The sequence below is a fragment of the Streptomyces smaragdinus genome (assembly GCF_009604385.1).
In the GTDB taxonomy this organism is placed as follows: domain Bacteria; phylum Actinomycetota; class Actinomycetes; order Streptomycetales; family Streptomycetaceae; genus Streptomyces; species Streptomyces smaragdinus.
Genome location: NZ_WEGJ01000037.1, coordinates 43,845 through 70,413, shown reverse-complemented (window position 1 = coordinate 70,413; position 26,569 = coordinate 43,845). Strand labels below are relative to the sequence as shown.

Sequence of the window (26,569 nt, the reverse complement as noted above, 5' to 3'; positions counted from 1 at the left end):
GATGGGGTAAGGCTCCCAGTAGACGACTGGGTTGATAGGCCAGATATGGAAGCCTGGTAACGGGTGGAGTTGACTGGTACTAATAGGCCGAGGGCTTGTCCATAGTTGCTTCGCGTCCACTGTGCAGGTTCTGAGACAACGAACCGTCGATCCTTCGTGCCCGTATAGGCGGGTGTGGGGTTGATCCGGTTTGATAGTTTCATAGTGTTTCGGTGGTTATAGCGATTGGGAAACGCCCGGTTACATTCCGAACCCGGAAGCTAAGCCTTTCCGCGCCGATGGTACTGCAGGGGGGACCCTGTGGGAGAGTAGGTCGCCGCCGAACAATTTTTAGCCTCAACCCCCGGCCGTAGGTCGGGGGTTGAGGCATTTTTGCGTTCAGGGGCTACTCATCCGTAACTCCAGGGCCTACGCTCCCCGCATGATCGATGGGGAGCTGCGCCGGGGGCGGATATCGCTTGCCGTGGCGTTTGCCGTGCAGGGGGCCGTGTTCGCGTTGCTGGTGACGCGGATCCCCGCGTTGCAGGACCAGTACGGGATCGATGATGCCGTATTGCCTGCCTTTCTGGCCGCCGTGCCGATTCTCGCCGGCGTCGGCAGTGTCGTCGCCGAGCATGCCGTGCGGCGGGTCAGGCCCAGTGTGCTGTTGCGGTGGACGCAGCCCGTCGTGGGGCTGGCGCTCGTGGGGGCCGGGGCCGGGGACCAGATGTGGCAGGCGGCTGTGGCGCTGGGGGCGTTCGGGCTGGTCGTGGGGGCCCTGGACGCGTCCATGAACATGCTCGGCGTCAGTCTGCAGCGCAGTTACGGGCGCAGCATCATGCTCGGCTTCCACGGGGCGTACAGCCTCGGCGGGATCGTCGGGGCCTCGCTGGCGTGGGTCGGGGCGCACTGGGATCTGTCGCTGGCCGTGAATTACGGGCCGGCCGTCGCCGTGTTCATTCCGCTCGCGCTCGTCGGCAGCCGCTGGTACGTGGACCGGGCGGGGAGCGGGGCGGTGCCGGAGGCGGAAGGGGCCGGTGGGTTGCGGTTCCGGTTGCTGCTGCCGTTGTGTCTGGTGATGGCGTTCGCGTACATCGGGGACGCCACCGTCTCCAACTGGAGCGCCAAGTATCTGGACGACGTGCTGCGCAGCTCCGAGGAGGTCGCGACCGTCCCGTACAACATCTACATGGTCACCACCCTCCTCGGCCGCGTCCTCGGCGACCGCGCCGTGCAGCGTTACGGACCGCCGGTCGTGCTCCGGGCCGGGACCGTGGTCGCCGCCGCCGGGTTCGCGGTCGTGGCCGTGGCCCCGGGGGCCGGGATCGGGATAGCCGGGTTCACGCTGCTCGGGTTCGGGCTGTGCGTGATCGTGCCGCAGACCTTCGCCGCCGCGGGGCGGCTCGCCGCCGAGCACGGGGGGCCGGAGGCGTCCGACGCCGCCGTCGCGCGGCTCAACATCTTCAACTACGTCGGCTTCCTGGTCGGCGCACCGCTGGTCGGCGCCGTCGGTGAGGCGTGGAGCTATCGCGGCGCCATGCTCATCCCGATGGCCCTGGTTTGCGCCACCCTGGTGTACGCCGGTTCCTACGGGCGCGCGGGCGGACGCTACGGTGACGGGCATGAGCGGGCGCGCGCAGCTGATGTGGGATGAGGCGGTCACCGGTTACGACTTCGGTCCCGGGCACCCGATGGACCCGGTCCGTCTGGCGTTGACCATGCGGCTGATCGAGGCCCTCGGGGTCGACAAGGCGGCGTCGGGAGGCGTCGTGACCGCCCCGGCCGCCGGTGACTCGACGCTTCGGCTGGTGCACCGCCAGGACTACATCGACGCCGTACGGGTCGTCTCCGCCGACCCCGACCGGGCCACCGGGTCGTACGGGATCGGGACCATGGACGATCCGGCGTTCGCCGGGATGCACGAGGCGTCCGCGCTCATCGCCGGGCAGTCCGTGGCCGGCGCCGAGGCGGTGTGGCGGGGGAGCGTGGAGCACGCGGTGAACTTCGCCGGGGGGCTGCATCACGCGATGCCGGGCGGGGCGTCGGGCTTCTGCGTGTACAACGACGCCTCCCTCGCGATCGCCCGGCTGCTGGAGCTCGGCGCCGAGCGGATCGTGTACGTCGACGTGGACGTCCACCACGGCGACGGCGTGCAGGCGGCGTTCTGGGAGGACCCCCGGGTGCTGACGATCTCCCTGCACGAGCACCCCCGCACCCTCTTCCCCGGCACCGGCTGGCCCGAGGAGACCGGCGGGCCCGGGGCGGAGGGCAGCGCGGTCAACGTGGCGCTGCCGCCCGGCACCGGTGACTCGGGCTGGCTGCGGGCGTTCCACGCCGTCGTACCGGAGCTGGTCGCCGACCACCGGCCGCAGGTGCTGGTCACCCAGCACGGCGCCGACACGCACATGGAGGACCCCCTCGCGCATCTCGCCGTCAGCCTCGACGCGCAGCGCATGGTGATGGCGGCGCTGCACGACCTGGCGCACGAGCACGCCGACGGCCGCTGGCTGGCGCTGGGCGGCGGCGGGTACGCGGTCATCGACGTCGTCCCCCGCTCCTGGACGCATCTGGCCGCGATCGCCGCCGGCACCCCCGTCGACCCGGCGACGGAGATCCCGGAGGACTGGCGGCTCCAGGTCCACCATCTCACCGGCGACGTGAACGCTCCCCGCCGGATGACCGACGGGATCTCCCCCTCGTACGCCCACTGGGACGCGGGCTACGACCCCGCCTCGGCCCTCGACCAGGCGGTCCGCGCCACCCGCCGGGCGGTGTTCCCCTCACGCGGGCTGCTGCCGTGACGGGCGCATAGCGCAAGTCCCGTCGTACGGGCGAAAAACGGCGGATTTCCCGGGGCGCGTGCGGGCATCACGCGAGCATGGCCCTCATGCTCACCGACGTCGACGAGCGCACCGCGCTCAAGGCGCATCTGCTGCGGACCGGGATCGCGGGTTGTGTCGCCACCACACGGGATCAGAGCCTGCGCCGGTACGCTCTGTTCGCGGCGCGCGACCCACGGGCGCTGCTCGGGCTCGAGCCCGAACGGGACTGGTCCGTGGCCGACTTGCTGCGGCTGATGGCCGAACGCTGCGGGGTATCGCCCGATCCTGGGCGGATTTCGGGCAGCGAGACCATCGACCCCGACCGGACGATCGACGCCCTCGACGCCTTCGCCGGCCGCCTCGCCGCGGCCGTACGGCGCCGCGAGGCGGTCCTCGTCGGCACCGGGCACCCCGGCGGACTCCAGGAGTTCTACGCCCCTTTGGCCACTGCCGTGTCGGCGGCGGGATGCCATGTCCTCACCCCCGGTGAGGGTAGAGATGTCGACATAACGACCCGGTTCGGGGTACGTACGTTTCGCCTCTCCTACGTCGACGGGGTCGCCGTGCTGCGCGAGCCGGGCGCGGGGGATTCCGCGTCCGGTGCCGGTGTGCACACGCATTCGCCGCTCCCCGTGCGTGCCGCTCTCGCGGCCGCCGCGGCGGGCCCCGGGCCGCTGCCCGATCTCGTCGTCGGGGACCACGGATGGGCCTGTGGCGCAGGTCAGCTGGGGTTCGAGACAATGGGGGCGGCGGACGCCGACGACCCGGCGCTGTTCGTCGGGCAGCGTGAGGGGCGGCTGTCCGTCGTCGTACCGCTTGATGACGCTGTGCGGTCCGATTACTACCGACCGCTTACTCGCTATGTACTCAATCGAGCGTGTCTGTCACAGTAGCCATCCGATCGCTACTCCTCTTCCCCACTTGCATCACCCGCCCCTACTCTGGGGAAGAGCGCGCATGCGAGCAGGAGTCACCGGAGGGGAAGCCGGTGCCCGTCATGTGCGGAAGGTTCAGGTGTGTCATGGCTGCAAGCGAGAGTGGGCCTTTGAACGAGGTCCGTTTCCGGACGGTGGCGGAAGTCGCCGCCCTGATGCGAGTGTCGAAGATGACCGTGTACCGCTTGGTGCACAGCGGTCATCTGCCGGCGATCCGGGTGGGAAGGTCCTTCCGGGTACCCGAGCAGGCGGTGCACGAGTACCTCCGCGAGTCGTATGTGGGGGTGGAATCCGCCTAGGGGGGTCCCGCGTCCGCCCTCGATTACTGGGTGCGCCGCCCCGAGGGGTAGGCTAGGCCGTCATAGGTCGTGTGGGCCCATGCCCCGCACCGAGTGAAACGAAAGAGCGAGGGTAGACGTGGGCTCTGTTATCAAGAAGCGCCGCAAGCGGATGGCGAAGAAGAAGCACCGCAAGCTGCTGAAGCGGACGCGTGTGCAGCGTCGCAACAAGAAGTAAGCGGTAGCGCTGTCCGTCGAACCGCCGCCCCCACACCGCGATGGTGGATTGGGGCGGCGGTTTGCGTTTCCGGCCTTTCCCGGGTGTCCCGTCGGGGGTGTGTCGTGAGTCGCACGCCCGCGGACATCACGGCGCAACACCCAGTGGATACGGTGGTCCCGAGACGACGGAAGGGCGGGGGCCAGACGTGGGCAAGACCGTGCTCGTCACCGGGGTCGCCCGGCAGCTGGGCGGCCGGCTGGTGCGCCGGATCCAGCGGGAACCGGGCGTGGCCCGGGTCGTCGGCGTGGACGCCGCCGAGCCGGAGCACGAGCTGGGCGGCGCGGATTTCGTACGGGCGGACATCCGTCACCCCACCATCGGACGCGTCCTGGTGGAGAACGACGTCGACACCGTCGTCCACCTCGATGTGACGGGCACCCCGCTCTCCCCGCGCGGCAGCCGCGCCGGGGTGAAGGAGACCAACGTCATCGGCACCATGCAGCTGCTCGGCGCCTGCCAGAAGGCGCCCTCGGTGCGGCGGCTGGTGGTGAAGTCCAGCACCAACGTCTACGGCTCCGCGTCCCGCGATCCGGCCGTGTTCACGGAGACCACCCAGGCCAAGGCCCTGGCCCGCGGGGGCTTCGCCAAGGACACCGTCGAGGTCGAGAACTACGTCCGCGGCTTCGCCCGGCGCCGGCCCGACGTCGCGGTCACCGTGCTGCGCTTCGCGAACATCCTCGGGCCCCGGGCGGACACCCCGCTCGCCGAGTACTTCTCGCTGCCGGTGCTGCCGACGGTCCTCGGCTACGACCCGCGGCTGCAGTTCGTGCACGAGGACGACGTGCTCGGCGTGCTGCTGCTCGCCGCCGCGGAGGGCTGCGGGGACGGCACGTTCAACATCGCCGGGGACGGGGTGCTGCTGCTGTCGCAGGCCGCGCGGCGGCTGGGGCGGCCGACGGTGCCGGTGCTGCTGCCCGCGGTGCGGTGGGTGGGGTCGGCGCTGCGGTCGGTGGGGATGACGGACTTCTCGCCGGAGCAGATCCGGCTGCTGACGCACGGGCGGGTCGTGGAAACGACCCGGATGCGGGAGGTACTGGGGTTCACACCCGGGTACACGACCGCGGAGACTTTCGCCGACTTCGCGGTCAGCCGCGGGCCGGGGCTGCTGCCGCCGGAGTCGGTGGGACGGGTCATCGACGCCGCGGCAGCGCGGCTCGGGGTGACGGGGGTTACTGATGTCGGCGCCGTGAAGGAGCGCGTCCACCATGGCTGAAGCGAAGGTCATACCCTTCGACGACGATCGTGCCCGCAAGCCGCGCCGGCGGGGGGCCGCCGCGGGACGCAAGCGGGCGGTGGCGCCGCAGGCGCCTGAGGTGTCTGTGGTACCGGCGCAGGGCTCGGAGCCGGAGCCGGCCGCGGTGCCGGAGGCGGACGCCGCGGGGGTGCCCGAGGAGCCCGTGGCCGGGGAGACGCCCGCCGTCGAGCCCGGGCTGGTGGAGCGGGTGCTCGGCGGGGACTGGGACCGGCGGATCGCCGGGGGGCTGAGTTTTCTGCGGCGGCGGCTCGCGGGGGAGTACGAGGTCGACGAGTTCGGCTACGACCGTGAGCTCACCGACCAGGTGCTGACGCCGATGCTCCGGCCGCTGTACGAGAAGTACTTCCGCGTCGAGGTGCGCGGCGTGGAGAACATTCCCGCCGAAGGCGGCGCGCTGGTCGTCTCCAACCACTCCGGGACCCTGCCGTGGGACGGGCTGATGCTGCAGGTCGCCGTGCACGACAAGCATCCGGCGGGGCGGACGCTGCGGCTGCTGGCGGCGGATCTGGTCTTCGCGCTGCCGGTGGTCAACGAGCTGGCGCGCAAGGCCGGGCACACCCTGGCGTGCGCGGAGGACGCGCAGCGGCTGCTGGAGCAGGGCGAGGTCGTCGGGGTGATGCCGGAGGGCTTCAAGGGGCTGGGGAAGCCCTTCTCCGAGCGGTACAAGCTGCAGCGGTTCGGGCGGGGCGGGTTCGTGTCCACCGCGATGCGGGCGGGCGTGCCGATCGTGCCGTGTTCGGTCGTGGGGGCGGAGGAGATCTACCCCATGATCGGTAACGCGAAGACGGTGGCCCGGCTGCTGGGGTTCCCGTATTTCCCGGTGACTCCCACGTTTCCGTGGCTGGGGCCGCTGGGGGCGGTTCCGCTGCCCACCAAGTGGGTGATTCAGTTCGGGGAGCCCATTCGTACGGACGGCTATCCGGCGGATGCGGCGGAGGACCCGATGCTGATGTTCAATCTGACGGATCAGGTGCGGGAGACCATTCAGCACACGTTGTACAAGTTGCTGGTGCAGCGGCGGTCCGTCTTTTTCTAGCGTTGCGTCGTGGGTTTGCGCCTTCGGCGCAGGGGGTGCCCACCCGCCCGCCCGTGCGGGGGGATCAATGCTTCTGGCGAGAGAAGCGAGAGGCCGCCGGCAGGTGCCGGCGGCCCTCGGTCGCTCTACTCCTCTTCCTCGCCGCTTATCCCCAGTCCCGGGAGGAGACCCGGGATCAGCGGGGGGAGCGTGATGTTCGGCGCCGGGGACTCCGAGGTGGATGGGGTCGAGCTCGGGTCCTGGCCCGTGCTGCCGCCCAGGAGGCCGCTGTCCAGGAGGCCGTCGCGGTCCGCGGACGTCGACGGGGTCGGCGTCGTGGTGGCGCCGGGGGTGTCCGACGGGGACGGGGAGGCGGACGCGGACGGCAGGGCGGAGCCGCCGGGGTCCTCGGCCGTCGTGCCGTCGGCGCCGGACGTGTCGTCGGTGGTCTCCGGGTCCTCCGGCAGGATCGCCTGCAGCGGCGCCACGTCGTGGTCTATGTCGTCAAAGATCTGCGTCACGTCCGCGCTGACGTCGCTCAGCTGCTGCGGCAGCCGGGAACGCAGCTCGCTCCAGCCGCCGCGGTGCTTCTCCGAGAACTCGGACAGCGCCCGCATCGGGTCCAGCTTGCCGTCCGCCTCGTACGCCTGCTGCAGCAGCCGGTGGCCCTCGCCCGCGTCGTGCCGTACGCCGTCGAGGGCCCGGCGGACCTCGCCCAGGGACTCGTCGTCCAGCTCGCCGGACCGGCCGCGCTCCATGAGCCGCCGCGCCTCGTTGAGCCTGGTCGAGGCCTGGTCGAGGTAGATCCGGCCGCGCTCGGCGTCGTCGTCGGCCAGCGAGCGCCGGAAGTCCTCCATGCCCCGCTTCAGCCCGTACAGCGTGTCGCCCGGCAGCGCGTCCGTGCTGGCCGCCGCCGCGCCGCTGAGGGCGCCCGCCGCCACGCCGACCCCGAGGCCGCCGATGGCCACGCCGCGGGTCCAGCGCGAGCGCGGCTTGAGGCGGGAGAGGGGGCGGGACGCGCGATGGCTGCCGCGCCGGCGCTGCTCGGGCACGACGGGGGTCTCCGCACCCTCGCCGGACGCGAACATCCGCTCCATCGCCGCGACGAGCATCGCCCGCTGCTCGGCCTTCACCTCGGGCGAAAGCTCCGGGGCGGGCAGCGCCGCGAGCCCGCCCGCCAGGGCGAGCAGCTGGGCCTGCTCCGGGTTCGCCTCGAGGTCCTCCGGGGGGAGGGGCTCCTCCAGGGCCTGGGCGAAGGCGGTCGCCTGTGCCGAGGGTCGCATCACGGGCGGCACCTCCTCTCGATTCTCGTTCTCAGGCGTTGGACTCCCGCGCCCGGCCCGGGGGTTGTGCGTCGGACGGTCTTACACCCGAACGAGTGACTGTCGTCCTTCGCAGCGCGGTCGTGGGAGCCCTGCAGTCCGCATAACGAGAGCTGGGGCAGTCGGGTTACGCGGCGCGGATTATCCGACCGGGGGGCCGGTGGCTCGGTTGTCGCGGGGTCCACGTCTGTCCTCGGAAGAGTACGGCTGGGGGCGGGCGCCCGTCAGCGGGCGTCGTCGGGGAGCAGCCGGGCCAGGGTGCGTACGGCCCGGTACTGGAGGGTTTTGATCGCGCCCTCGTTCTTCCCCATCACCCGGGCGGTCTCGGCGACCGACAGGCCCTGGAGGAAGCGGAGCGTGACGCATTCCTGCTGCTGCGGGTTGAGCTTGCGGACGGTCTCCAGCAGGGCGGTGTTGGAGAGCGACTCCAGGACGGACTCCTCGGGGCTGCGCGCCACCTCGTTGGCGTCGAGCATCTCGCCGGTGGTCACCTCGAGTCTGAAGCGGCTGGACTTGAAGTGGTCGGCCACCAGATTGCGGGCGATCGTCACCAGCCAGGCGCCGAAGTCGCGGCCCTGCCAGGTGAAGGTGCCGATCCGGCGCAGGGCGCGCAGGAAGGTCTCGGAGGTGAGGTCCTCGGCCGTGGCCCGGCCGCCGACGCGGTAGTAGATGTAGCGGTAGACCGTGTCCGAGTACTGGTCGTAGAGCCGGCCGAAGGCCTCGGCCTCGCCGGACTGGGCGCGCTCGACGAGGTCCATCATCCGGCCGGCGTCGCCCTCGGGACGCTCGGGCCGGGCGCGGCCGCCGGCCACGGCGGTGGTGCCGCCGCCCGGGCCCCGGCCGCCGCCGCCCGCCGCGGCGGTGCGCCGGGAGCCGACCGCCGCCGGCGTCCCGCCGCCGTCGGTCAGGGCGTAGACGGGGGCGGTGCCGGCCATGGCGAGCGCGGGCTCGGCGAACCGCGGGGCGAAGAGTTGTTCGAGCTGGTCAAGCACCTGCGCTCGCAGCGCAGCCAGGCCTGAGGCGTCAACCCCGACGTATCGGTACACGGGACTCCCAGAGGCAGAGCTTTCATCACGTTCGGTACGGGACCGTTCACCCGTCGTTGGGACGTGTGGGTACCGGGTGTGCGTCTGAGGAGAATAACGCTTCGTACAGGAGGCGCTACACCTAGTTGCTTAAATCACCGGTTCCGTTCGAATCCTTACCGATTGACGACCCATCAAGTATCCAGCCGGGTCCTTGATCTGATCGGTATGTTGCATGAACCGCCTGGTTCCATGGCGTGTTGTGGCGATCTCGTGGTATGGGGAATGCGGGGCCGGGAATCGGGGTAAGGCCCGTTACCGCCGCCGCCGTTGCAGGGCCGCCGCCGCTGCCGCGCCGCCCGCCACCGCGCCGATGCCCGCCGCCGCCGGGACGCCGACCTTCACGGCCTTGCGGCCCGTACGGTAGTCGCGCAGTCGCCAGCCGTTCCTGCGGGCGTGCTTGCGCAGCCGTCCGTCGGGGTTGATGGCGTACGGGTGGCCGACCAGGGACAGCATCGGGATGTCGTTCGCCGAGTCGCTGTACGCGGCGCAGCGGTCGAGGTCCAGCCCCTCCGCGGCGGCCAGCGCGCGGACGGCCTCCGCCTTCGCCGGGCCGTGCAGCGGCTCGCCGACGAGGCGGCCGGTGTAGACGCCGCCCACCGATTCGGCGACGGTGCCGAGGGCGCCGGTGAGGCCGAGGCGGCCGGCGATGATCGTCGCCGTCTCCACGGGGGCGGCGGTGACCAGCCACACCTTCTGTCCGGCGTCCAGATGCGCCTGGGCCAGGGCGCGGGTGCCGGGCCAGATGCGGTCGGCCATGAACTCGTCGTAGATCTCCTCGCCCATCTCCCGCAGATCCTCGACCCGGTGGCCCTGGATGATCGACAGCGCGCTGGCCTGGACGTCCTGCATGTGCTCGGGGTTCTCCGAGCCGGCCAGCCGGAAGTACGCCTGCTGCCAGGCGAACCGGGCGAGGTCGCGGGTGCGGAAGAACTTCCGTTTGTACAGCCCGCGTCCGAAGTGGAAGATCGCGGCGCCCTGCATCACGGTGTTGTCGAGGTCGAAGAACGCGGCGGCGCGGGTGTCGCCCGGGACGGGGAACTCCGCCTCGCGCGCCTCTCCCGTATCGCGCGCGCCCTCCCCGAGCTCCTGCGAGGTCTTGCGGGCTGCCTCCGCCGCGGCCTCGCCCGCGAGCACGCTGCGGGCGGTGGCGGATCGTCTGCGGCCGGTGAGGGAGGTGAGCCAGTCAAAGGCGGCCATGCCGCGAGCATAACGGGGTGAGCGGAACCCGCCGGTGTCGGTGGTGTTACCCAGGGGTCCCGGGTGGGCGAACAAAGGTCTGATCGGGGTCGGGGGGAAGCCGGGCGGCAGGCGTGACAATGGGGTCATGAGCCTGCTGAGCCGCCGTCCCCGCAAGAAGCCCGAAGACCGGACTGTCACCCTGATCGGCCGGTCCGGCTGCCATCTGTGTGACGAAGCACGCACCGTGGTCGGTCAGGTATGCGGGGAGCTGGGCGCGTCCTGGGAGGAGAAGGACATCGACCACGACGCGGAACTGCACCGCCAGTACTGGGAACAGATCCCTGTCGTGCTCGTGGACGGGGCTCAGCACACGTTCTGGAGGGTCGATCCGGAGCGGTTGCGCAGGGCGCTCAGCGCCTGACGTGTGGTCCCGGACAGGCTCTGGCCTGGGCTAGCATCGTGGTCGTTTTGTGTTCGAACGGGGGGCATGTCGGTGTGGACGGTGCCCGGAGGCGAGGGACTGATGGCGGGCTGCGTGACCCCGGTCACTCTGGCCGGGCAAAACGGACACCATCTTTGTGCACGTGTTCACAAAGGCATAGCCTGCTGTCAACACGGCCGCCCCGCACGGAGGGGCGACACACATGGCCGCCCCGGACACGGGGGCGACCCGGACTCGACGCGTTCGCGCGCGACCGGCAGGAGCACTGTGGCAACTGGCCGAAACCACCGACCGGCGGCGAGCCGGGGCCGAGGCATCCCCGAGGCGACCGTCGCCCGGCTCCCGCTGTATCTGCGGGCCCTGACCGCGCTCTCCGAGCGCTCGGTCCCCACTGTCTCGTCCGAGGAACTGGCGGCCGCCGCCGGGGTCAACTCGGCGAAGCTGCGCAAGGACTTCTCCTACCTCGGCTCGTACGGGACCCGCGGCGTGGGCTACGACGTCGAGTACCTCGTCTACCAGATCTCCCGTGAGCTGGGTCTCACCCAGGACTGGCCCGTCGTCATCGTCGGCATCGGAAACCTGGGCGCCGCCCTCGCCAACTACGGCGGCTTCGCGTCCCGCGGCTTCCGGATCGCCGCCCTCATCGACGCCGACCCCGCGATGACCGGCAAGCAGGTCGCCGGACTGCCCGTACGGCACAGCGACGAGCTCGAGGAGATCATCCGGGACACCCCGCCCAACGGCGTGTCCATCGGCGTGATCGCCACCCCCGCGGGCGCCGCGCAGCCCGTGTGCGACCGGCTCGTCGAGGCCGGTGTCACCTCCATCCTGAACTTCGCGCCGACCGTGCTCTCCGTGCCGGAGGGCGTGGACGTACGCAAGGTGGACCTGTCGATAGAGCTGCAGATCCTGGCGTTCCACGAGCAGCGCAAGGCCGGCGAGGACGCGGGCGCCGGGCCCGTGACCCGCGGCGGCTCCGGGAAGCCGACCACCGAGACCGGGCCTGACGGGGACATCCCCGCCGTGATGCCGGCATGAGTGTCCTCGTCGTCGGGCTGAGCCACCGCAGCGCGCCCGTGAGCGTGCTCGAGCGCGTCTCGCTGAACCGCGACGCGCAGGCCAAGCTGATCGCGGACGCGCTGGACGCCGAGCCGGTCGCGGAGGCCGCGCTGCTGGCGACCTGCAACCGGGTCGAGCTGTACGCCTCCGTGGAGAAGTTCCACGCGGGCGTCGCCGAGCTGTCCACCCTCCTCGCCCAGCACACCGGGGTGGGGCTGGAGGAGCTGACCCCTTATCTGTACGTGCACTACGACGACCGCGCCGTGCACCACATGTTCAGCGTCGGCTGCGGGCTGGACTCCATGGTCGTGGGCGAGGGCCAGATCCTCGGCCAGATCAAGGACGCCCTCGGTCTCGCGCAGGAGCTGCACTCCGCCGGGCGGACACTGAACGAGCTGTTCCAGCAGGCGCTGCGGGTCGGCAAGCGGGCGCACTCCGAGACCGGCATCGACCGGGCCGGGCAGTCCCTGGTGACCTTCGGCCTCGAGCAGCTCTCCGCCGGCCGCGACGTCCCCGGCTGGGCCGCGGGCAAGCGCGCGCTGGTCATCGGCGCCGGCTCCATGTCCTCCCTGGCCGCCGCCACCCTGGCCCGGGCCGGCGTGGCCGAGCTGGTCATCGCCAACCGGACCATGGACCGCGCCCGCCGCCTCGCCGACTCCCTCGCCGCGTCGACCGAGGGCCTGACCGTCCGCGCCGTCCCGATGACCGCCGCCACCGGCGAGCTGGAGCTGGCCGACATCGCTGTCTCCTGTACGGGGGCCACCGGCCTGGTCCTCACCGCCGAGGCCGTGCACCGCGCGCTCACCGACCGCCCCGGGCGCACGCTGTCCGTGCTGGACCTGGCGATGCCCCGCGACGTGGACGCGGCCGTCCACCAGCTCGCCGGCGTCGACTTCACCGACATCGAGTCCCTCGCCGAGGCCTCCGCGGACGCGCCCATGGCCGCCGACGTGGACCTGGTGCGCGGAATCGTGTCCGCGGAGGTCACAGCCTTCGGCGAGGCCCAGAAGGCGGCGCGGATCACGCCGACCGTGGTGGCCCTGCGGACGATGGCCGCCGATGTGGTCGAGGCCGAGATGGCCCGCCTCAACGGGCGGCTGCCGGACCTGGACGACCGGGCCCGCGCGGAAATCACCCAGACCGTACGCCGTGTGGTGGACAAGCTGCTGCACGCGCCGACGGTCCGGGTCAAGCAGCTTGCCGGCACCCCGGGCGGTGCCGACTACGCGGACGCCCTCCGCAAGCTTTTCGACCTCGACCAGGAGGCGGTCGCGGCCGTCAGCCGGGCCGACGCATCCACTGGGAAGGGGGGACACGAGTGACCGACCAGTCCACCGTGCCCCTGCGCCTCGGAACCAGGCGCAGCAAGCTGGCGATGGCCCAGTCCGGGCTGGTCGCCCGGGCCGTCGAGCGGATCACCGGACGCCCGGTCGAGCTCGTCGCGCTGACCACGCACGGCGACGTCTCCCGTGAGCACCTCGCGAGCATCGGCGGTACGGGCGTCTTCGTCACCGAGCTGCGCGACGCGATGCTCGCCGGCGAGGTGGACTTCGCCGTGCACTCGCTGAAGGACCTGCCGACGCAGCAGCCCGCGGACCTCGCGCTGGCCGCCGTGCCCGTACGCGAGGACCCGCGCGACGCGCTGATCGCCCGCGACGGGCTGACGTTCGAGCAGCTGCCCGACGGCGCCCGCGTGGGCACCGGTTCGCCGCGGCGGGCCTCCCAGCTCAACGCGTGGGCCCGCTCCCTGGGCAAGCGGATCGAGACGGTCCCCATCCGGGGTAATGTCGACACCCGCATCGGCTTCGTACGCGACGGAGAGCTCGACGCGGTGGTCCTGGCCGCCGCCGGGCTCAACCGCCTCGGCCGCGGCGCCGAGATCACGGATCTCCTCGCCACCGACGCGGTTCTGCCCGCCCCCGGCCAGGGGGCACTGGCGGTCGAGTGCCCGGCGTCCCGCGCCGACCTCGTCGCCGCCCTCGCCGAGCTCGACGACCCGCACACCCGGGCCGCCGTGACCGCCGAGCGGACCCTCCTCGCCGAGCTGGAGGCCGGCTGCAGCGCACCCGTGGGCGCGCTCGCCGACCTGCACGCCGACGCGGATGATCCGGCCACTGTCACCGAGCTGCGCCTGCGCGGTGTCGTCGGCACGACCGACGGCGCCACCCTGGTGCAGCTGTCCACCACCGGTCCCGTACCGGCGTCGCACGACGACGCCGTGGCTCTCGGGCGCGAACTCGCGCGCGAGCTGCTCGCCAAGGGTGCGGCCGGTCTGATGGGGGAGCGAGAACTTTGAGCCCCATGCCGTCCAAGACACCACCCGACAACACGGCGCCGGGCGGAGCGGCCGACCGGGCCGCGCTCGGGCACGTCACCTTCCTCGGCGCCGGCCCCGGGGACCCGGGACTGCTGACGCTGCGCGCCGTGGAGGCGCTGGCCTCGGCGGACGTCCTCGTCGCGGACCCGCACGTGCTGGCCGTGGTGACGACCCACGCCCGGCCGGGGGCGGCCACACCGCAGCTGCACGCCGAGGGAAGTGAACCCGCCACGGGCCCAACGCCTGTACGTACGGCCAATCTTGTCATGGAGGCCGCGCGGGGCGGCAAGCGGGTCGTCCTCGCCGTGGCCGGGGATCCGGGGCTGGACGGCGGCGCCGCCCAGCTGATGCGCGACTGCGCAGGTGAGGGCATTCTCTTCGAGGTCGTGCCCGGGATCGCCTCCGCCGTCGGCGTGCCCGCGTACGCCGGGGTGCCGCTGCGCGACCCGCAGGGCGGCGACGTGCGGTTCGTCGACGCCCGTACCGCGACCGGGCAGCTGTGGGGCGAGGTCGGCGCCAGCGACGGCACCGCCGTGGTCTCCACCACCCTCGACGGGGTCTGCGCCGCCGCGAAGGAGCTGGTGTCCGCCGGCCGCAAGCCCGACACCCCGATGTCGGTGACGGTCGCCGGTACGACGACCCGCCAGCGCACGTACGGGGCCACCCTGGGCACGGTCCAGCAGGTGCTGAAGGCCGCAAAGGTGCTGCCGTCGCCCGACGGCGGCCAGCCGGTGATAGCCGTGGTCGGCGAGCAGAGCGCCCCCGCCCGCCGGGAGCAGCTGTCGTGGTTCGAGTCGAAGCCGCTCTTCGGCTGGCAGGTCCTCGTACCGCGGACGAAGGAGCAGGCGGCGTCGCTCAGCGAGCAGCTGCGGTCGTACGGGGCGGTCCCCTCCGAGGTGCCGACCATCGCCGTGGAGCCGCCGCGCACCCCGCAGCAGATGGAGCGGGCCGTCAAGGGCCTGGTCACCGGACGCTACGAGTGGATCGCCTTCACCTCCGTCAACGCCGTGAAGGCGGTGCGCGAGAAGTTCGAGGAGTACGGGCTGGACGCGCGGGCCTTCGCCGGGATCAAGGTCGCGGCGGTGGGCGAGCAGACGGCGCGCTCGCTCGTCGAGTTCGGCGTCAAGCCCGACCTCATGCCGTCCGGCGAGCAGTCCTCGCACGGGCTGCTGGAGGACTGGCCGCCGTACGACCCGGTCTTCGACCCGATCGACCGGGTGTTCCTGCCGCGCGCCGACATCGCCACGGAGACCCTGGTCGCCGGGCTGAAGGAGCTGGGCTGGGAGGTCGACGACGTCACCGCCTACCGGACCGTGCGCGCGTCGCCGCCGCCGGCGGAGACGCGTGAGGCGATCAAGGGCGGCGGCTTCGACGCGGTGCTCTTCACGTCGTCCTCGACCGTACGCAACCTCGTCGGCATCGCCGGCAAGCCGCACAACGTCACCGTCATCGCCTGCATCGGCCCGGCGACGGCGAAGACGGCGGAGGAGCACGGGCTGCGCGTGGACGTGATGTCCCCCGAGCCGTCCGTGCACGCGCTGGCGGAGGCCCTCGCGGAGTTCGGCGCCCAGCGTCGCGCGGCGGCCGTGGAGGCGGGGCAGACGGTCACCCGTCCCAGCGAGCGCCGGCCGCGGCGCAAGGCCCGCACCGTCTGAGGTTCCGCGAAGCGGGAGGCCGTCACCGGAGGTCCGGTGGCGGCCTCCCGCTTTGTGGTCATGGGACCCCGCGGGCGGCGTTACGGTGGGAGGCAGTGTTTCGTGAGAAGGGAACCCTGTCGTGAGCGGTCTGACTGAAGGCCCCGTGATCCGGCCCAGGCGGCTGCGGACCACCCCGGCGATGCGGCGCATGGTCGCCGAGCACCGCCCGGACCCCGCGGGGCTGATCCTCCCCGCGTTCGTGCGCGAGGGCATCGCCGACCCGGTGCCGATCGCGGCGATGCCGGGGGTCGTGCAGCACACCCGCGACAGTCTGAAGAAGGCCGCCGCCGAGGCCGTCGCCGCCGGGATCGGCGGGATCATGCTGTTCGGGGTGCCGGAGGAGTCCAAGAAGGACGCCGTCGGCACGCCCGGGACCGACCCGGACGGGATCCTGCAGGTCGCGCTGCGGGACGTACGGGCCGAGGTCGGCGACGACCTGGTCGTCATGTCGGACGTGTGCCTCGACGAGACCACCGACCACGGCCACTGCGGTGTGCTGGACGCCTCCGGGCGCGTCGACAACGACGCCACGCTGGAGCGGTACGCCGAGATGGCCCAGGTGCAGGCGGACGCGGGCGCCCATGTGCTGGGGCCCAGCGGGATGATGGACGGGCAGATCGCGGTCATCCGCGAGGCGCTCGACCAGATCGGGCGCGAGGACGTGGCCGTCCTGGCGTACACCGCGAAGTACGCGTCCGCGTTCTACGGGCCGTTCCGCGAGGCCGTCGGGTCGTCGCTGAAGGGCGACCGCAAGACGTACCAGCAGGACCCGGCGAACTTCCGCGAGTCGCTGCGCGAGCTGGAGCTCGACCTCGCCGAGGGCGCGGACATGGTGATGGTCAAGCCCGGCCTGCCGTATCTGGACGTGCTGGCGGCCTTCGCCGCGGAGGTCACGGTGCCGCTGGCCGCGTACCAGATCTCCGGGGAGTACTCGATGCTCGAGGCCGCCGCGGAGAAGGGCTGGATCGACCGGGAGCGGGCGATCCTGGAGACGCTGACGAGCTTCACGCGGGCCGGGGCGGACATGGTGTTGACGTACTGGGCCGTCGAGGCGGCGGGGTGGCTGCGCAGGGACTATTGAGGCTTCAGGTGGTCTGCCGCCCACAGGCGGCAGACGTCCACCGCGTCCGGTTCCTGGACGTACAGCATCGGGAGCCAGCCGGTGAACTCCTCCGGTTCCTCGTCCTCCGGGTAGTACGGCTCGCACTCCTCCCGCAGCGCCAGGAACACCACGCGGTCCGCCTTCGCGTCGCGGCACAGGCCGAGGCAGGCCGCGCAGGGCTGGCAGAGGGTGTAGATCTCGCAGCCCCTGAGCTCCCAGACGCCCAGACGGGTGCGGGCGCGGCCGATCGCCTCGGCCTCGCTGTGCAGGAGGGGGTCGGTCTGCGCGTTGCTCTCGGCCAGGACGCCGCCGTCGCGGGCGACGAGGGTGGCGAAGGGGCGGCCGCCCTCCGCGACGCTGCGGAAGCCCAGGGCGATGGTGCGGCGGATCAGCAGGCCCTCGTCGAGCAGCATCCCTCGGCCTTTCTTGTTCGCGGGTCGCTTGTCCAGCGTCGGCTGTCCGGGGGCTGTGTGCACGTCGGGGTAGGCTCGGGCGGGTTCAGTTAGTTGTTTAACGAAAGCAAGTGTGTGCCGTGGGCAGCGTCAAGGACACCGGGGGCGGTTCGGCGGGCATAGCCGGGGGGCGGTGGCGACGGGCCCTGATGGACACCCGGCCGCTGCGGCACATCGCGTACCGGCGGCTCTGGTCCACCTCGGCCGTGACGTCCGTCGGGTCGCAGCTGACCGCCGTCGCGGTGCCGAAGCAGATCTACGACATCACCGGGTCGTCCGCGTGGATCGGCTACTCCAGCCTCGCCGGGCTGATACCCCTGGTCGTCTTCGGGCTGTGGGGCGGGGCGGTCGCGGACTCCATGGACCGGCGGACGCTGATGCTCGTCACCAACACCGGTGTCGCCGTCACGTCCGTGCTGTTCTGGGTGCAGGTCGCCGTCGGGCTGGAGTCCGTGTGGGTGCTCATGGCGCTCCTCGCCCTCCAGCAGGCGTTCTTCGCCGTGAACTCACCCGCCAGGTCCGCCTCCATCGCCCGGCTCATCCCGCTGTCCGAGCTGCCCGCCGCGCACGCTCTCAGCTCCACCGTGATGCAGACCGGGATGATCGTGGGGCCGCTGCTCGCCGGTGTGCTGATACCCGTGATCGGGCTGGGGTGGCTGTATCTGATCGACGGGGTCGCCCTCACCCTTGCCCTGTGGGCGGTGTGGAAGCTGCCGCCGCTGCCGCCGCTGGGGGACGCGGCGCCGCGGAGGGCGGGGCTGCGGGAGGTGGTGGCGGGCTTCCGGTACGCGGCGGCCAGCACCGTGCTGCTGATGTCGTTCCTCGTCGACATCGCGGCGATGGTCTTCGGGATGCCGCGTGCGCTGTTCCCGCAGCTCGCCGATACCGGGTATCCGGGCTGGGGCGAGGGGTTCGCGCTCGGGCTGCTGTTCGCGGCGATCCCCATCGGGGCGGTGGTGGGCGGGCTGCTGTCCGGGACGTTCTCCCGGGCCAAGCGGCACGGGGTGATGGTCATCTGGTCGGTCGTCGGGTGGGGGCTGGCGGTCGTGGGCTTCGGGCTCAGCGGGAACCTGTGGGTGGCTGCGGGGTTCCTCGTGCTGGCGGGGGTCGCCGACATGGTCTCGGCGGTCTTCCGGGGGGCGATCCTGCAGATGGCGGCGTCCGACGAGATGCGGGGGCGGATGCAGGGGGTGTTCATCGTGGTCGTCGCGGGCGGGCCGCGGCTCGCGGACCTGCTCCACGGCACCGCCGGCGAGGCCATCGGCCCCGGGGCGGCGACGGCGTGGGGCGGCGGGCTGGTGGTCGTGGCCACGGCCGCGCTGGTGCTGGCGGCGCCTTCGTTCTGGCGGTACCGGGCGGCGTGATCGGGGCTCAGATGTCCGCGCAGAGTTTCCGGGACTTCTCGAGCTCCGCGCCGGCCTCCTTGTCGAGCCTCCCGAACTGGGAGTACAGGCCCATGGTCCGCTGCAGCGACTTGTACAGGGGCCGGTAGCCGGCGTCCCCGTCGCTCGCCGCCTGGGCCAGGGCGGTGGCCGCGCCGAGGCGGTTCAGCTGGATGCCGGGGCCCTTGTCGCCCTTCTTCATGTGCTCCAGGTCCGGCGGCTCGAAGGTGTCCAGCGCCCGGCACGCCCCCCGCGCGTCGGACGCCGCACCGACCCCCTCGTCACCCCCACCGAACGCCCAGACGGCCCCCACGCCCCCGCCGCCGATCACCAGCCCGACGGCGAGCCCGAGGAACAGCCTCGTGGTCCGCCGTGGGGCGGGCGGCGGCACGGCAGGTATGACGGGCGGATAGGGCTGGGCGTACGGGTTCGGGGTGGTCATGACGATCAAGATAACGCCGGTACCCGTGATCGGCCGAGGGGGTATGACACGGCAACCCCCGCCGCCTGCCCGGAGGTTGCCCCCCGGACAGGCGCGGCGGCGTCAGAGCTTCTCGGGCGTCCGGATTCCCAGCAGGGCCATGCCCTGGTGGAGGGTGCGGGCCGTGAGGTCGATCAGGAAGAGGCGGTTCTCCCCGACCTCGAGCGGCGGCAGCGGGCGGACGACCGGGCACTGCTCGTAGAACGTCGTCAGATGCGAGGCGAGGCCGTACAGGTACGCGGCCAGCTTGTGCGGCTCGTACGAGGCGGCCACCTCGGCCAGCACCTCCCCGAACTGGTCGAGGTGGAGCCCCAGCGCCCGCTCGGCGGGAGCCAGCTCGAGTTCCGGGTGCGGGAGCGGGCTGCGCTCGCCCGACTGCCGCAGGATCGACCGGATCCGCGCGTACGCGTACTGGAGGTACACCGACGTGTCGCCGTTCAGCGACACCATCTGGTCCAGGTCGAACTTGTAGTCCCGCGTGGCCGACGTCGACAGGTCGGCGTACTTCACCGCGCCGATCCCGACGTGCCGCCCGTTCTCCTCGATCTCCGCCTCGGTCAGCCCGACCTTTTCGGCCTTCGACCGCACGACCTCCGTCGCCCGCTCCACGGCCTCGTCGAGCAGGTCCTCCAGCCGTACGGACTTCCCGGCCCGGGTCTTGAACGGCTTCCCGTCCTCCCCGAGCACCGTGCCGAACGCCAGCTGGACCGCCCGTACGTCCTCGTTGAGCCAGCCCATCCGGCGGGCCGTCTCGAAGACCATCTTGAAGTGCAGCGCCTGCCGCGCGTCCACCACGTACAGCAGGGTGTTCGCCTTCAGATGCTGCACCCGGTCCCGGATCGCCGACAGGTCGGTCGCCGCGTACCCGAAGCCGCCGTCCGACTTCTGCACGATGAGCGGGGTGGGCTTGCCGTCGGGGCCCTTGTACTCGTCGAAGAACACGCACAGGGCGCCCTCCGAGCGCACGCCGACGCCCGACTCCTCGATCATCCGGCAGGTGTCCTGGAGCATGTCGTTGTACCCGGACTCACCGACGATGTCGGGATCCCGGATCTCCATGTCCAGCTTCTCGAAGACGGAGAAGAAATAGATCTTCGACTCGTCCACGAACTTCTGCCACGAAGCCAGCGTCTCCGGATCCCCGGCCTGCAGGTCCACGACCTTCCGCCGGGCCCGCGTCTTGAACTCCTCGTCGGAGTCGAACAGCGTCCGCGCCGACTTGTACAGCCGGTTCAGGTTCGACATGGCCTCCTCGCCGGAGGAGGCCTCGGCGCCGGAGTGGTCCAGCTCGTGCGGGTGCTCCACCAGATACTGGATGAGCATGCCGAACTGGGTGCCCCAGTCGCCGATGTGATGGCGCCGGATCACCGTCTCGCCCATGAACTCCAGCAGCTGCACCAGCGCGTCGCCGATCACCGCCGACCGCAGATGGCCGACGTGCATCTCCTTGGCCACGTTCGGCTGCGCGTAGTCGATCACCGTGGTCCCGGGCTCGTCGGCCGTGGGCACGCCGAGGCGCGCGTCCGCGTACCGGGCCGCGAGGGTGGTGAGGACCGCCTCGTCGGACAGCGTGATGTTGAGGAAGCCGGGGCCGGAGACCTCGATGTCCGAGATCAGACCCGCCTGCTCCACCGCGCCGGTGACCTGCGCGGCGAGCTCCCGCGGGTTGCCCTTCAGCTTCTTGGCGAGCGCCAGCATCCCGTTGGCCTGGAAGTCCGCCCTGTCACTTCGGCGCAGCAGCGGGTCGGCACCGGCGGCCTCCGGCAGAGCGGAGGACAGGGCGGCCGAGAGGCGCTGCTGGACCTGGGCGGACAGGGACGGGACGGATGCCATGGGCTGGTCGCCCTTCCATGGGAGGTGGTCACGATATGCGTCTCGAGTATCCCATGCGACAGCAATGACTTTTCTTTGGGAGAATGGGCCCCGCGGTGCCGAGACGTCCGTCCCCACGGGATGCTGACGGGCGCCGCGACCCGAGCAGAGAGGATGCAGGACTGTGGGTGCTCCCGCCGAGACCGCCGACTGGGTCTCACGTTTCGCCGACGACGTCATCACCGAGGCGGAGCGGCGAAAGCCCGGGAAACCTGTGGTCTGCGCGTCGGGCATCAGCCCCTCCGGCCCCGTCCACCTGGGCAACCTCCGCGAGATCATGACCCCGCACCTCGTCGCCGACGAGATCAAGCGGCGCGGTGTGGCCTGCGAGCACATCGTGTCGTGGGACGACTACGACCGGTTCCGCAAGGTCCCGGCCGGTGTCCCCGGCGTCGACCCGTCGTGGAGCGAGCACATCGGCAAGCCGCTCACGTCCGTGCCCGACCCCTGCGGCGACGGTACGCACGCCAGCTGGGCCGAGCACTTCAAGGAGCCGCTCATCGCCGCGCTCGGCGAGATGGGCATCGAGTTCCGCGGCATCAGCCAGACGGAGATGTACACCTCGGGCGCCTACCGCGAGCAGGTGCTGTTCGCGATGAGGCACCGCGGCGAGATCGACGCCGTCCTCGCCCAGTACCGGACGAAGGCCAAGCCCAAGAAGCAGTCCCAGAAGCCCCTCGACGAGGCCGAGGTCGCCGCCGCCGAGGGCTCCGGCGCGGCGGACGAGGACGACGGCTCGACGGGCGGCGGCGCGTACTACCCGTACAAGCCGTACTGCACGGCCTGCGACAAGGACTTCACCACCGTCACCTCGTACGACGACGAGACGACGGAGCTGCACTACACCTGCGGTGCCTGCGGGCACGAGGAGACGGTGCTGCTGAGCGAGTTCGACCGCGGGAAGCTGGTCTGGAAGGTCGACTGGCCGATGCGGTGGGCGCGCGAGGGCGTCGTCTTCGAGCCGTCGGGGGTGGACCACTCCTCGCCCGGGTCGTCGTTCCAGGTCGGCGGGCAGCTCGTCGGGATCTTCGGCGGGCAGCAGCCGATCGGGCCGATGTACGCGTTCGTCGGCATCAGCGGTATGGCCAAGATGTCGTCGTCCCGCGGCGGGGTGCCGACGCCGTCCGACGCGCTGGAGATCATGGAGCCGGCGCTGCTGCGCTGGCTGTACGCGCGGCGGCGGCCGAACCAGTCGTTCAAGATCGCGTTCGACCAGGAGATCCAGCGGACGTACGACGAGTGGGACAAGCTCGCCGCCAAGGTCGCCGACGGCTCGGCGCTCCCCGGCGACGTGGCCGCGTACACCCGCGCCTCCTCCACGGCCGCCGGCCCGCTGCCGGCGACGCCGCGTCCGCTGCCGTACCGGATGCTGGCGTCGGTGACCGACGTGACCGCCGGGCACGACGACCAGACGCTGCGGATCCTCAGCGAGATCGACCCCGCCGACCCGCTGAAGTCCCTGGACGAGGCGCGGCCCCGGCTGGACAAGGCCGAGCGGTGGATCCAGACGCAGGTCGACGCGGACGCCCGCACCCAGGTGCGGGAGACGCCCGACGCCGAGCTGCTGGCGACGCTGGACGACACCCAGCGCGAGTCGCTGCGGCTGCTGGCCGCCGGGCTCGACGACCACTGGTCGCTCGACGGGCTGACGTCGCTGGTGTACGCGGTGCCGAAGATGCAGGCCGGGCTGGACCCGCAGGCCAAGGCGTCGACGCCGGAGCTGAAGACGGCGCAGCGCGGGTTCTTCGCCCTGCTGTACCGGCTGCTGGTCGGCAAGGACACCGGGCCGCGGCTGCCCACGCTGCTGCTGGCGGTGGGCGCTGACCGGGTGCGGAAGCTGATCGACGCGTAGGTCTTGTAGGCCGAGGACCCCCGTGCCTCAGCGGTACGGGGGTCCTCGGCTGTCCGGGCTGGTCCCGGCCGCCGTCACGGTGGCGGAGGAACGGCGGCTGCTGAGGCAGCAGTTGTTCTAAGGTGTGCGGATGGCAGGTCATCCAGTGGTTCAAGTCACCTTCGTCGACGCCGAGTCCGGACAGGTGATGGGGCGCACCGAGCTCGCCGCCGCGCAGCTGCCGGGGACCTTCGAGGCGGCGACCCGGCTCGATCTCGGCGGGACGCCGTGGGACGTCGTACGGGCCGAGCCGCCGACCGCCGCCGAGTTCACCGCGCGCGGGCAGCTCGTGCTGACCCTCGGCCGGGTGCGGGAGACGGACCCGGAGGACGTGGCGTACAGCCTGCCGACGCTCTACGACCCGCTGCCGCCGCCGGCCGCGGGGGCGGGTGTCCAGGGGTGTCTCGTGCTGCACGAGGACGACTGGCGGCAGGTCGAGCTGGTGTCGCGGCAGGTCCTCGCCGAGGTCGAGGAGGATCTGGGGCCCGTCCGGGCCGTGCTGCGGGACCATGCGCGGACGGTCGGCGACGGGGTGACGGTCTTCGACCGGATGCATCTGCGGCGCGGGCCCGCCGTGCCGCACCCCGGCGGGCTGTCGCTGCGGCGGCTGCTCGACGTGCTGCCGGAGCCGAGCGCCACGTACGCGGGGGTCTGCTTCCGGGAGGCGCCGGAGCCGGTGGCCGGGTCGTTCGCCGCCGACTTCGGGGCCTTCGGGGTGTACGGGCGGGCCGACGGCGACGAGGTCGTCGAGCTGTGTCTGCGGGGGACCGTGGACGGGCTGGGGTCCGTGATGCGGGAGTTCGACCTGGTGCTCGTCGACTGGTGTGCGGGGCGGCTGCTCTGAGGGTCAGCCCCGCATGAGCCGTACGCGGCCGCCGACCTCCACCAGGCCGTACGGCTGCGGGGCCGTCAGCAGCTGCGACCCGCGGCCCTGCGTGATGTTCAGCGCCCGGCCCAGCCGCGCCGTCAGCAGCAGCGCCGCCGCACCCGTCGCCTCGTCCTCGCGGATGCCGTCGTCACGGCCGGGGAAGGCCCGTGCCCTGATCCGGCCCGCGGCCTCGTCCGCCCACGCCCAGGCGTACACCCACTCGCCGGGCGGGGGGACGTCCAGGGCGTCCACCTCGGCCGCCGAGGCGTACTGGCGCAGCGTCCGCGGGGGTGCCCAGTCGGCGTGGGCCTCGATCCACGTGAACTCGCCGTCGTCGCGTACGCCCACCGGGCCGGCGGGGGTGACGAGTTCGGGGACGTCGAGCAGCCAGCCGGTGCCGACGCAGGGGTGGCCGGCGAAGGGGAGGCGGAGGGTGGGCGTGTAGATGTCGATGACGCCGCGCTCGGGGTCGTCGACGAACACGGTCTCGCTGAAGCCGAGTTTCGCGGCGAACTCCTGGCGCTCCTCCCGGGAGGGGAGGAGGGAGCCCTCGCGTACGACACCGAGTTCGTTGCCGTGTGCGCCGCCGGGGGCGCAGAAGACGCGCAGTACGTCGTAGTCGGTCACGGGGGCAGCGTACGGGGTGGTTACCGCGTGCTCACTGCGTCTCCAGGCGGTAACGCTGGCGGAACTCGCGGACGTGGTCGCGGAGCATCGTCTCGCTGAGGGGGCCGCCGGCGGCGTTCGAGACGCCGTAGTGGTCCTGGAGGTAGAGCGCGAACTGGCGGGCGGTGGGGAAGTCACCCTTCTCGCCGAGGCAGTTGAGGAAGGCGCCGTAGTACGCGTCCTCTATCGGGACGTCCTCCGGGAGCGACCCCCGGATGTCGCCGCCGTCCTCGTCGGACAGCTCCTCGTACGACGGCGGCTCGTACCGGGGCTCGTACCGCGGCTCCGGCTCGGGCTCGGGCAGCGGCGGGGGTGCCATGAACTGGGGGACGGTGGGGCGGTTGCCGTTGACCCGGCCGCCGTTGCTCAGCGCGCGGCGGCCCGCGGCGGCCACGGCGTCGACGGGGACGGGGTCGTAGGCCTCGGGGTCCTCGGCGTACGCCACGGGCTCCTGGTATGCCACGGGCTCGGGGTATTCCGCGAAGGCCACCGGCTCCGCGTACGCCACCGGCTCGGCGACCCGCTGGTGCTCCTGCGTCCGCCGGGGCTCCGGGACACGGGCCTCACGGGTGACCTCCAGCTGCGGGGCCGGGGTCTTGATGCCCGCCGCCGCCAGCCCCTGCGGCGCCGTCTGGGCGAGGGGGACGCCGTAGCGCGCCAGCTTCAGCGGCATCACGGCCTCGATCGGCGCCTTGCGCCGCCAGGCGCGCCCGTAACGGGCCCGCAGCCGCGCCTTGTAGACCAGGCGGTCCTGCTCGAGGCGGATCACCTCGTCGTACGACCGCAGCTCCCACAGCTTCATCCGGCGCCACAGCTTGAACGTCGACGGGAAGGCGAGCAGCCAGCGCGAGATGCGCACGCCCTCCATGTACTTGTCGGCCGTGATGTCCGCGATCCGGCCGATCGCGTGCCGCGCCGCCTCGATCGACACCACGAACAGGATCGGGATGATCGCGTGCATCCCGACCCCGAGGGGGTCCGGCCAGGCGGTGGCGCCGTTGAAGGCGATGGTCGCCGCGGTGAGCAGCCACGCCGACTGGCGCAGCAGCGGGAACGGGATACGGATCCACGTCAGCAGCAGGTCCAGCGCGAGCAGGACGAGGATGCCGGCGTCGATGCCGATCGGGAAGAACAGCGCGAACTTGCCGAAGCCCTTTTCCTCGGCCAGCTCGCGCACCGCCGCGTACGAACCGGCGAAACCGATCGCCGCGATCACCACGGCGCCGAGCACCACGATGCCGATGAGCGCGCGATGCGTCCGGTTGAGCTGGATGCCGGCCACCCGATGATCCCTTCCGGTTCGCCTGAGTCTGCGAGTTGCGGGGGACAGCCTCGCACACGAGGACGAGATCACGGAGGCGAATCGAACAGCCTAGCGAAACAATCGCACGGGTGTGGGGCGGTTGCCCGAAATATTCGAGGGTCGCGGACGATCAGCCCGCCGACTCGACCGCCTTCACGACCGCCGTCGCCGCCGTCCGCGCGCCCTTGGCGATGTCCGCGGCCTTCGGCGGCTTCGTCCCGGCGAACCCGGCGCCCTGGTAATGCACCGTCACCACCACGTTCGCGACCCGGACCAGCACCGTCTGATGGATGTACTTCTGCTTGCTCTTGGTCTGGGTGAAGCTCATCGCCGTCGCCTGGTCGCCCAGATCCGCGAGCTTGTCCGTAACCATGCCGGTGGCGCCCTCCAGGGACTCCTCGGCCTTCAGCGCCCGCTCGAACGCCTTCTCCGCCCGCTTCTCGCCCGTGCCCAGCGACACCTCGGACTCCAGCCGCTGCAGCGTCACGTCGAGGTACTTGAACGAGTAGCCGTCCAGCCCGCTCCAGACACAGCCGCCGCGCAGCGAGGTGTCCGCCGACTTCACCGACGTACCGGCGGTCTTCTTGACCTTCTTCACCAGGTCCTTGACCGTCGCCGCCGGAACCGTCTTGCAGGCGCTCGGCAGCTCGGCGAACTTCGCCGGCTTCACCGTCGGCTTCGCCTCCGCCTCGGCGGAGGGCGAGGAGTCCTTGCTGCTGTCGTCCTTCTCGCCGAGCAGGCTGGAGCAGCCCGAGGCGAGCAGGACGAGGGGCAGGGCCAGGCCGGCGGCCAGACCACGTATGGGAGCAGAACGGAGCATGATCCTTCGCTTACCTTGTGGGAGAGCGTGCGATCAGCGAGCGTACCGCCCCCGCCGCGGCGGC

25 protein-coding genes and 2 rRNA genes are annotated in these 26,569 nt (G+C 71.8%); 18 read left to right on the top strand and 9 right to left on the bottom strand.

Features of this window, described 5'->3' with window-relative positions; genetic code table 11:
• From SRB5_RS29565 to SRB5_RS29525, 9 genes are all read left to right on the top strand, one after another.
• A 23S ribosomal RNA gene (locus tag SRB5_RS29565) occupies window positions 1–103 on the top strand; the annotation flags it as partial.
• A 105-nt stretch (window positions 104–208) separates the two neighbouring features.
• Window positions 209–325, top strand: a 5S ribosomal RNA gene (gene rrf, locus SRB5_RS29560).
• A gap of 96 nt (window positions 326–421) precedes the next feature.
• The gene (locus tag SRB5_RS29555) at window positions 422–1,633 is read left to right on the top strand and encodes an MFS transporter (RefSeq protein ID WP_153456513.1); all 1,212 of its coding nucleotides are present in this window, start codon (window positions 422–424) and stop codon (window positions 1,631–1,633) included.
• Window positions 1,602–2,780 carry an acetoin utilization protein AcuC gene (locus SRB5_RS29550; RefSeq protein WP_153456512.1) on the top strand — a complete coding sequence of 393 codons (1,179 nt, stop codon included), beginning with the start codon at window positions 1,602–1,604 and terminating at the stop codon, window positions 2,778–2,780. Before SRB5_RS29555 ends, SRB5_RS29550 begins: the two co-directional genes overlap by 32 nt.
• An 86-nt stretch (window positions 2,781–2,866) precedes the next feature.
• Window positions 2,867–3,694: a phosphatase gene (locus tag SRB5_RS29545; protein WP_153456528.1), complete on the top strand. Its 828-nt coding sequence runs from the start codon at window positions 2,867–2,869 to the stop codon at window positions 3,692–3,694.
• 128 nt (window positions 3,695–3,822) lie between these two features.
• Complete coding sequence (locus SRB5_RS29540) at window positions 3,823–4,035, top strand: helix-turn-helix domain-containing protein (protein ID WP_194293069.1); 213 nt, start codon at window positions 3,823–3,825, stop codon at window positions 4,033–4,035.
• Window positions 4,036–4,153: 118 nt separating this feature from the next.
• Entirely contained in the window at window positions 4,154–4,252 is a 99-nt protein-coding gene (locus SRB5_RS29535) for a 30S ribosomal protein bS22 (RefSeq protein ID WP_003948845.1), read from the top strand.
• 187 nt (window positions 4,253–4,439) lie between these two features.
• A complete protein-coding gene (locus tag SRB5_RS29530) occupies window positions 4,440–5,507 on the top strand; it encodes an NAD-dependent epimerase/dehydratase family protein (protein WP_323378703.1) in 1,068 nt (355 codons plus the stop codon).
• Window positions 5,500–6,585, top strand: a complete 1,086-nt coding sequence (locus SRB5_RS29525; protein WP_153456510.1) for a lysophospholipid acyltransferase family protein — start codon at window positions 5,500–5,502, stop codon at window positions 6,583–6,585. The genes SRB5_RS29530 and SRB5_RS29525 overlap by 8 nt, the downstream gene beginning before the upstream one ends.
• A 125-nt stretch (window positions 6,586–6,710) precedes the next feature.
• Here SRB5_RS29525 and SRB5_RS29520 read toward each other — a convergent pair whose 3' ends face one another.
• The 3 genes from SRB5_RS29520 to SRB5_RS29510 all read right to left on the bottom strand — a co-directional run bounded on the left by SRB5_RS29520 (window position 6,711) and on the right by SRB5_RS29510 (window position 10,171).
• Window positions 6,711–7,847: a DUF5667 domain-containing protein gene (locus SRB5_RS29520; RefSeq protein WP_153456509.1), complete on the bottom strand. Its 1,137-nt coding sequence runs from the start codon at window positions 7,845–7,847 to the stop codon at window positions 6,711–6,713.
• 263 nt (window positions 7,848–8,110) lie between these two features.
• Complete coding sequence (locus tag SRB5_RS29515; protein ID WP_323378702.1) at window positions 8,111–8,932, bottom strand: ECF subfamily RNA polymerase sigma factor, BldN family; 822 nt, start codon at window positions 8,930–8,932, stop codon at window positions 8,111–8,113.
• A gap of 294 nt (window positions 8,933–9,226) precedes the next feature.
• Entirely contained in the window at window positions 9,227–10,171 is a 945-nt protein-coding gene (locus SRB5_RS29510) for an HAD family hydrolase (RefSeq protein WP_153456508.1), read from the bottom strand.
• A 127-nt stretch (window positions 10,172–10,298) separates the two neighbouring features.
• On the opposite strand from SRB5_RS29510, the gene SRB5_RS29505 reads away from it, so the two are divergent.
• The 6 genes from SRB5_RS29505 to hemB all read left to right on the top strand — a co-directional run bounded on the left by SRB5_RS29505 (window position 10,299) and on the right by hemB (window position 16,749).
• Window positions 10,299–10,574, top strand: coding sequence for a glutaredoxin family protein (locus tag SRB5_RS29505; protein ID WP_153456507.1), 276 nt, complete (start codon window positions 10,299–10,301; stop codon window positions 10,572–10,574).
• Between the two features lie 288 nt (window positions 10,575–10,862).
• Window positions 10,863–11,633 carry a redox-sensing transcriptional repressor Rex gene (locus SRB5_RS29500; protein ID WP_323378700.1) on the top strand — a complete coding sequence of 257 codons (771 nt, stop codon included), beginning with the start codon at window positions 10,863–10,865 and terminating at the stop codon, window positions 11,631–11,633.
• Entirely contained in the window at window positions 11,630–12,976 is a 1,347-nt protein-coding gene (locus tag SRB5_RS29495) for a glutamyl-tRNA reductase (RefSeq protein WP_153456506.1), read from the top strand. Before SRB5_RS29500 ends, SRB5_RS29495 begins: the two co-directional genes overlap by 4 nt.
• Window positions 12,973–13,950 carry a hydroxymethylbilane synthase gene (hemC, locus tag SRB5_RS29490; RefSeq protein ID WP_323378699.1) on the top strand — a complete coding sequence of 326 codons (978 nt, stop codon included), beginning with the start codon at window positions 12,973–12,975 and terminating at the stop codon, window positions 13,948–13,950. The genes SRB5_RS29495 and hemC overlap by 4 nt, the downstream gene beginning before the upstream one ends.
• Window positions 13,951–13,955: 5 nt before the next feature.
• Entirely contained in the window at window positions 13,956–15,626 is a 1,671-nt protein-coding gene (locus tag SRB5_RS29485; RefSeq protein WP_153456505.1) for a bifunctional uroporphyrinogen-III C-methyltransferase/uroporphyrinogen-III synthase, read from the top strand.
• 121 nt (window positions 15,627–15,747) lie between these two features.
• Window positions 15,748–16,749: a porphobilinogen synthase gene (gene hemB, locus SRB5_RS29480; protein ID WP_323378698.1), complete on the top strand. Its 1,002-nt coding sequence runs from the start codon at window positions 15,748–15,750 to the stop codon at window positions 16,747–16,749.
• On the opposite strand, the gene SRB5_RS29475 is transcribed toward hemB, so the two are convergent.
• A complete protein-coding gene (locus SRB5_RS29475; protein WP_323378697.1) occupies window positions 16,743–17,246 on the bottom strand; it encodes a deaminase in 504 nt (167 codons plus the stop codon). The two genes, hemB and SRB5_RS29475, sit on opposite strands and share 7 nt — an antisense overlap.
• A gap of 56 nt (window positions 17,247–17,302) precedes the next feature.
• Between SRB5_RS29475 and SRB5_RS29470 the strand changes: the two genes are divergently transcribed.
• Window positions 17,303–18,586 carry an MFS transporter gene (locus tag SRB5_RS29470; RefSeq protein WP_323378696.1) on the top strand — a complete coding sequence of 428 codons (1,284 nt, stop codon included), beginning with the start codon at window positions 17,303–17,305 and terminating at the stop codon, window positions 18,584–18,586.
• A gap of 7 nt (window positions 18,587–18,593) precedes the next feature.
• On the opposite strand, the gene SRB5_RS29465 is transcribed toward SRB5_RS29470, so the two are convergent.
• Together SRB5_RS29465 and argS are read right to left on the bottom strand one after the other, a co-directional pair.
• The gene (locus tag SRB5_RS29465; RefSeq protein ID WP_153456504.1) at window positions 18,594–19,046 is read right to left on the bottom strand and encodes a hypothetical protein; all 453 of its coding nucleotides are present in this window, start codon (window positions 19,044–19,046) and stop codon (window positions 18,594–18,596) included.
• A gap of 102 nt (window positions 19,047–19,148) precedes the next feature.
• Window positions 19,149–20,918 (bottom strand): arginine--tRNA ligase, encoded by a 1,770-nt coding sequence (gene argS, locus SRB5_RS29460; RefSeq protein ID WP_153456503.1) that lies wholly within the window; start codon window positions 20,916–20,918, stop codon window positions 19,149–19,151.
• A gap of 163 nt (window positions 20,919–21,081) precedes the next feature.
• Between argS and lysS the strand changes: the two genes are divergently transcribed.
• Window positions 21,082–22,809, top strand: a complete 1,728-nt coding sequence (gene lysS / locus SRB5_RS29455; protein ID WP_323378695.1) for a lysine--tRNA ligase — start codon at window positions 21,082–21,084, stop codon at window positions 22,807–22,809.
• Window positions 22,810–22,939: 130 nt separating this feature from the next.
• Window positions 22,940–23,692 (top strand): hypothetical protein, encoded by a 753-nt coding sequence (locus tag SRB5_RS29450; protein ID WP_153456502.1) that lies wholly within the window; start codon window positions 22,940–22,942, stop codon window positions 23,690–23,692.
• Window positions 23,693–23,695: 3 nt separating this feature from the next.
• Here SRB5_RS29450 and SRB5_RS29445 read toward each other — a convergent pair whose 3' ends face one another.
• The 3 genes from SRB5_RS29445 to SRB5_RS29435 all read right to left on the bottom strand — a co-directional run bounded on the left by SRB5_RS29445 (window position 23,696) and on the right by SRB5_RS29435 (window position 26,505).
• The gene (locus SRB5_RS29445) at window positions 23,696–24,343 is read right to left on the bottom strand and encodes a PhzF family phenazine biosynthesis protein (RefSeq protein WP_323378694.1); all 648 of its coding nucleotides are present in this window, start codon (window positions 24,341–24,343) and stop codon (window positions 23,696–23,698) included.
• A 31-nt stretch (window positions 24,344–24,374) separates the two neighbouring features.
• Window positions 24,375–25,664, bottom strand: a complete 1,290-nt coding sequence (locus tag SRB5_RS29440; protein WP_323378693.1) for a DUF2637 domain-containing protein — start codon at window positions 25,662–25,664, stop codon at window positions 24,375–24,377.
• A 151-nt stretch (window positions 25,665–25,815) separates the two neighbouring features.
• Entirely contained in the window at window positions 25,816–26,505 is a 690-nt protein-coding gene (locus SRB5_RS29435) for a DUF3558 domain-containing protein (protein ID WP_153456501.1), read from the bottom strand.
• Window positions 26,506–26,569 lie beyond the last annotated feature (64 nt).

Coding starts and splice junctions, on each gene's coding strand:
- SRB5_RS29555 (WP_153456513.1), top strand. CDS start 422: ATGATCGATGGGGAGCTGCGCCGGGGGCGGATATCGCTTGCCGTGGCG.
- SRB5_RS29550 (WP_153456512.1), top strand. CDS start 1,602: ATGAGCGGGCGCGCGCAGCTGATGTGGGATGAGGCGGTCACCGGTTAC.
- SRB5_RS29545 (WP_153456528.1), top strand. CDS start 2,867: ATGCTCACCGACGTCGACGAGCGCACCGCGCTCAAGGCGCATCTGCTG.
- SRB5_RS29540 (WP_194293069.1), top strand. CDS start 3,823: ATGGCTGCAAGCGAGAGTGGGCCTTTGAACGAGGTCCGTTTCCGGACG.
- SRB5_RS29525 (WP_153456510.1), top strand. CDS start 5,500: ATGGCTGAAGCGAAGGTCATACCCTTCGACGACGATCGTGCCCGCAAG.
- SRB5_RS29520 (WP_153456509.1), bottom strand. CDS start 7,847: ATGCGACCCTCGGCACAGGCGACCGCCTTCGCCCAGGCCCTGGAGGAG.
- SRB5_RS29510 (WP_153456508.1), bottom strand. CDS start 10,171: ATGGCCGCCTTTGACTGGCTCACCTCCCTCACCGGCCGCAGACGATCC.
- SRB5_RS29505 (WP_153456507.1), top strand. CDS start 10,299: ATGAGCCTGCTGAGCCGCCGTCCCCGCAAGAAGCCCGAAGACCGGACT.
- SRB5_RS29495 (WP_153456506.1), top strand. CDS start 11,630: ATGAGTGTCCTCGTCGTCGGGCTGAGCCACCGCAGCGCGCCCGTGAGC.
- SRB5_RS29485 (WP_153456505.1), top strand. CDS start 13,956: ATGCCGTCCAAGACACCACCCGACAACACGGCGCCGGGCGGAGCGGCC.
- SRB5_RS29465 (WP_153456504.1), bottom strand. CDS start 19,046: ATGACCACCCCGAACCCGTACGCCCAGCCCTATCCGCCCGTCATACCT.
- argS (WP_153456503.1), bottom strand. CDS start 20,918: ATGGCATCCGTCCCGTCCCTGTCCGCCCAGGTCCAGCAGCGCCTCTCG.
- SRB5_RS29450 (WP_153456502.1), top strand. CDS start 22,940: ATGGCAGGTCATCCAGTGGTTCAAGTCACCTTCGTCGACGCCGAGTCC.
- SRB5_RS29435 (WP_153456501.1), bottom strand. CDS start 26,505: ATGCTCCGTTCTGCTCCCATACGTGGTCTGGCCGCCGGCCTGGCCCTG.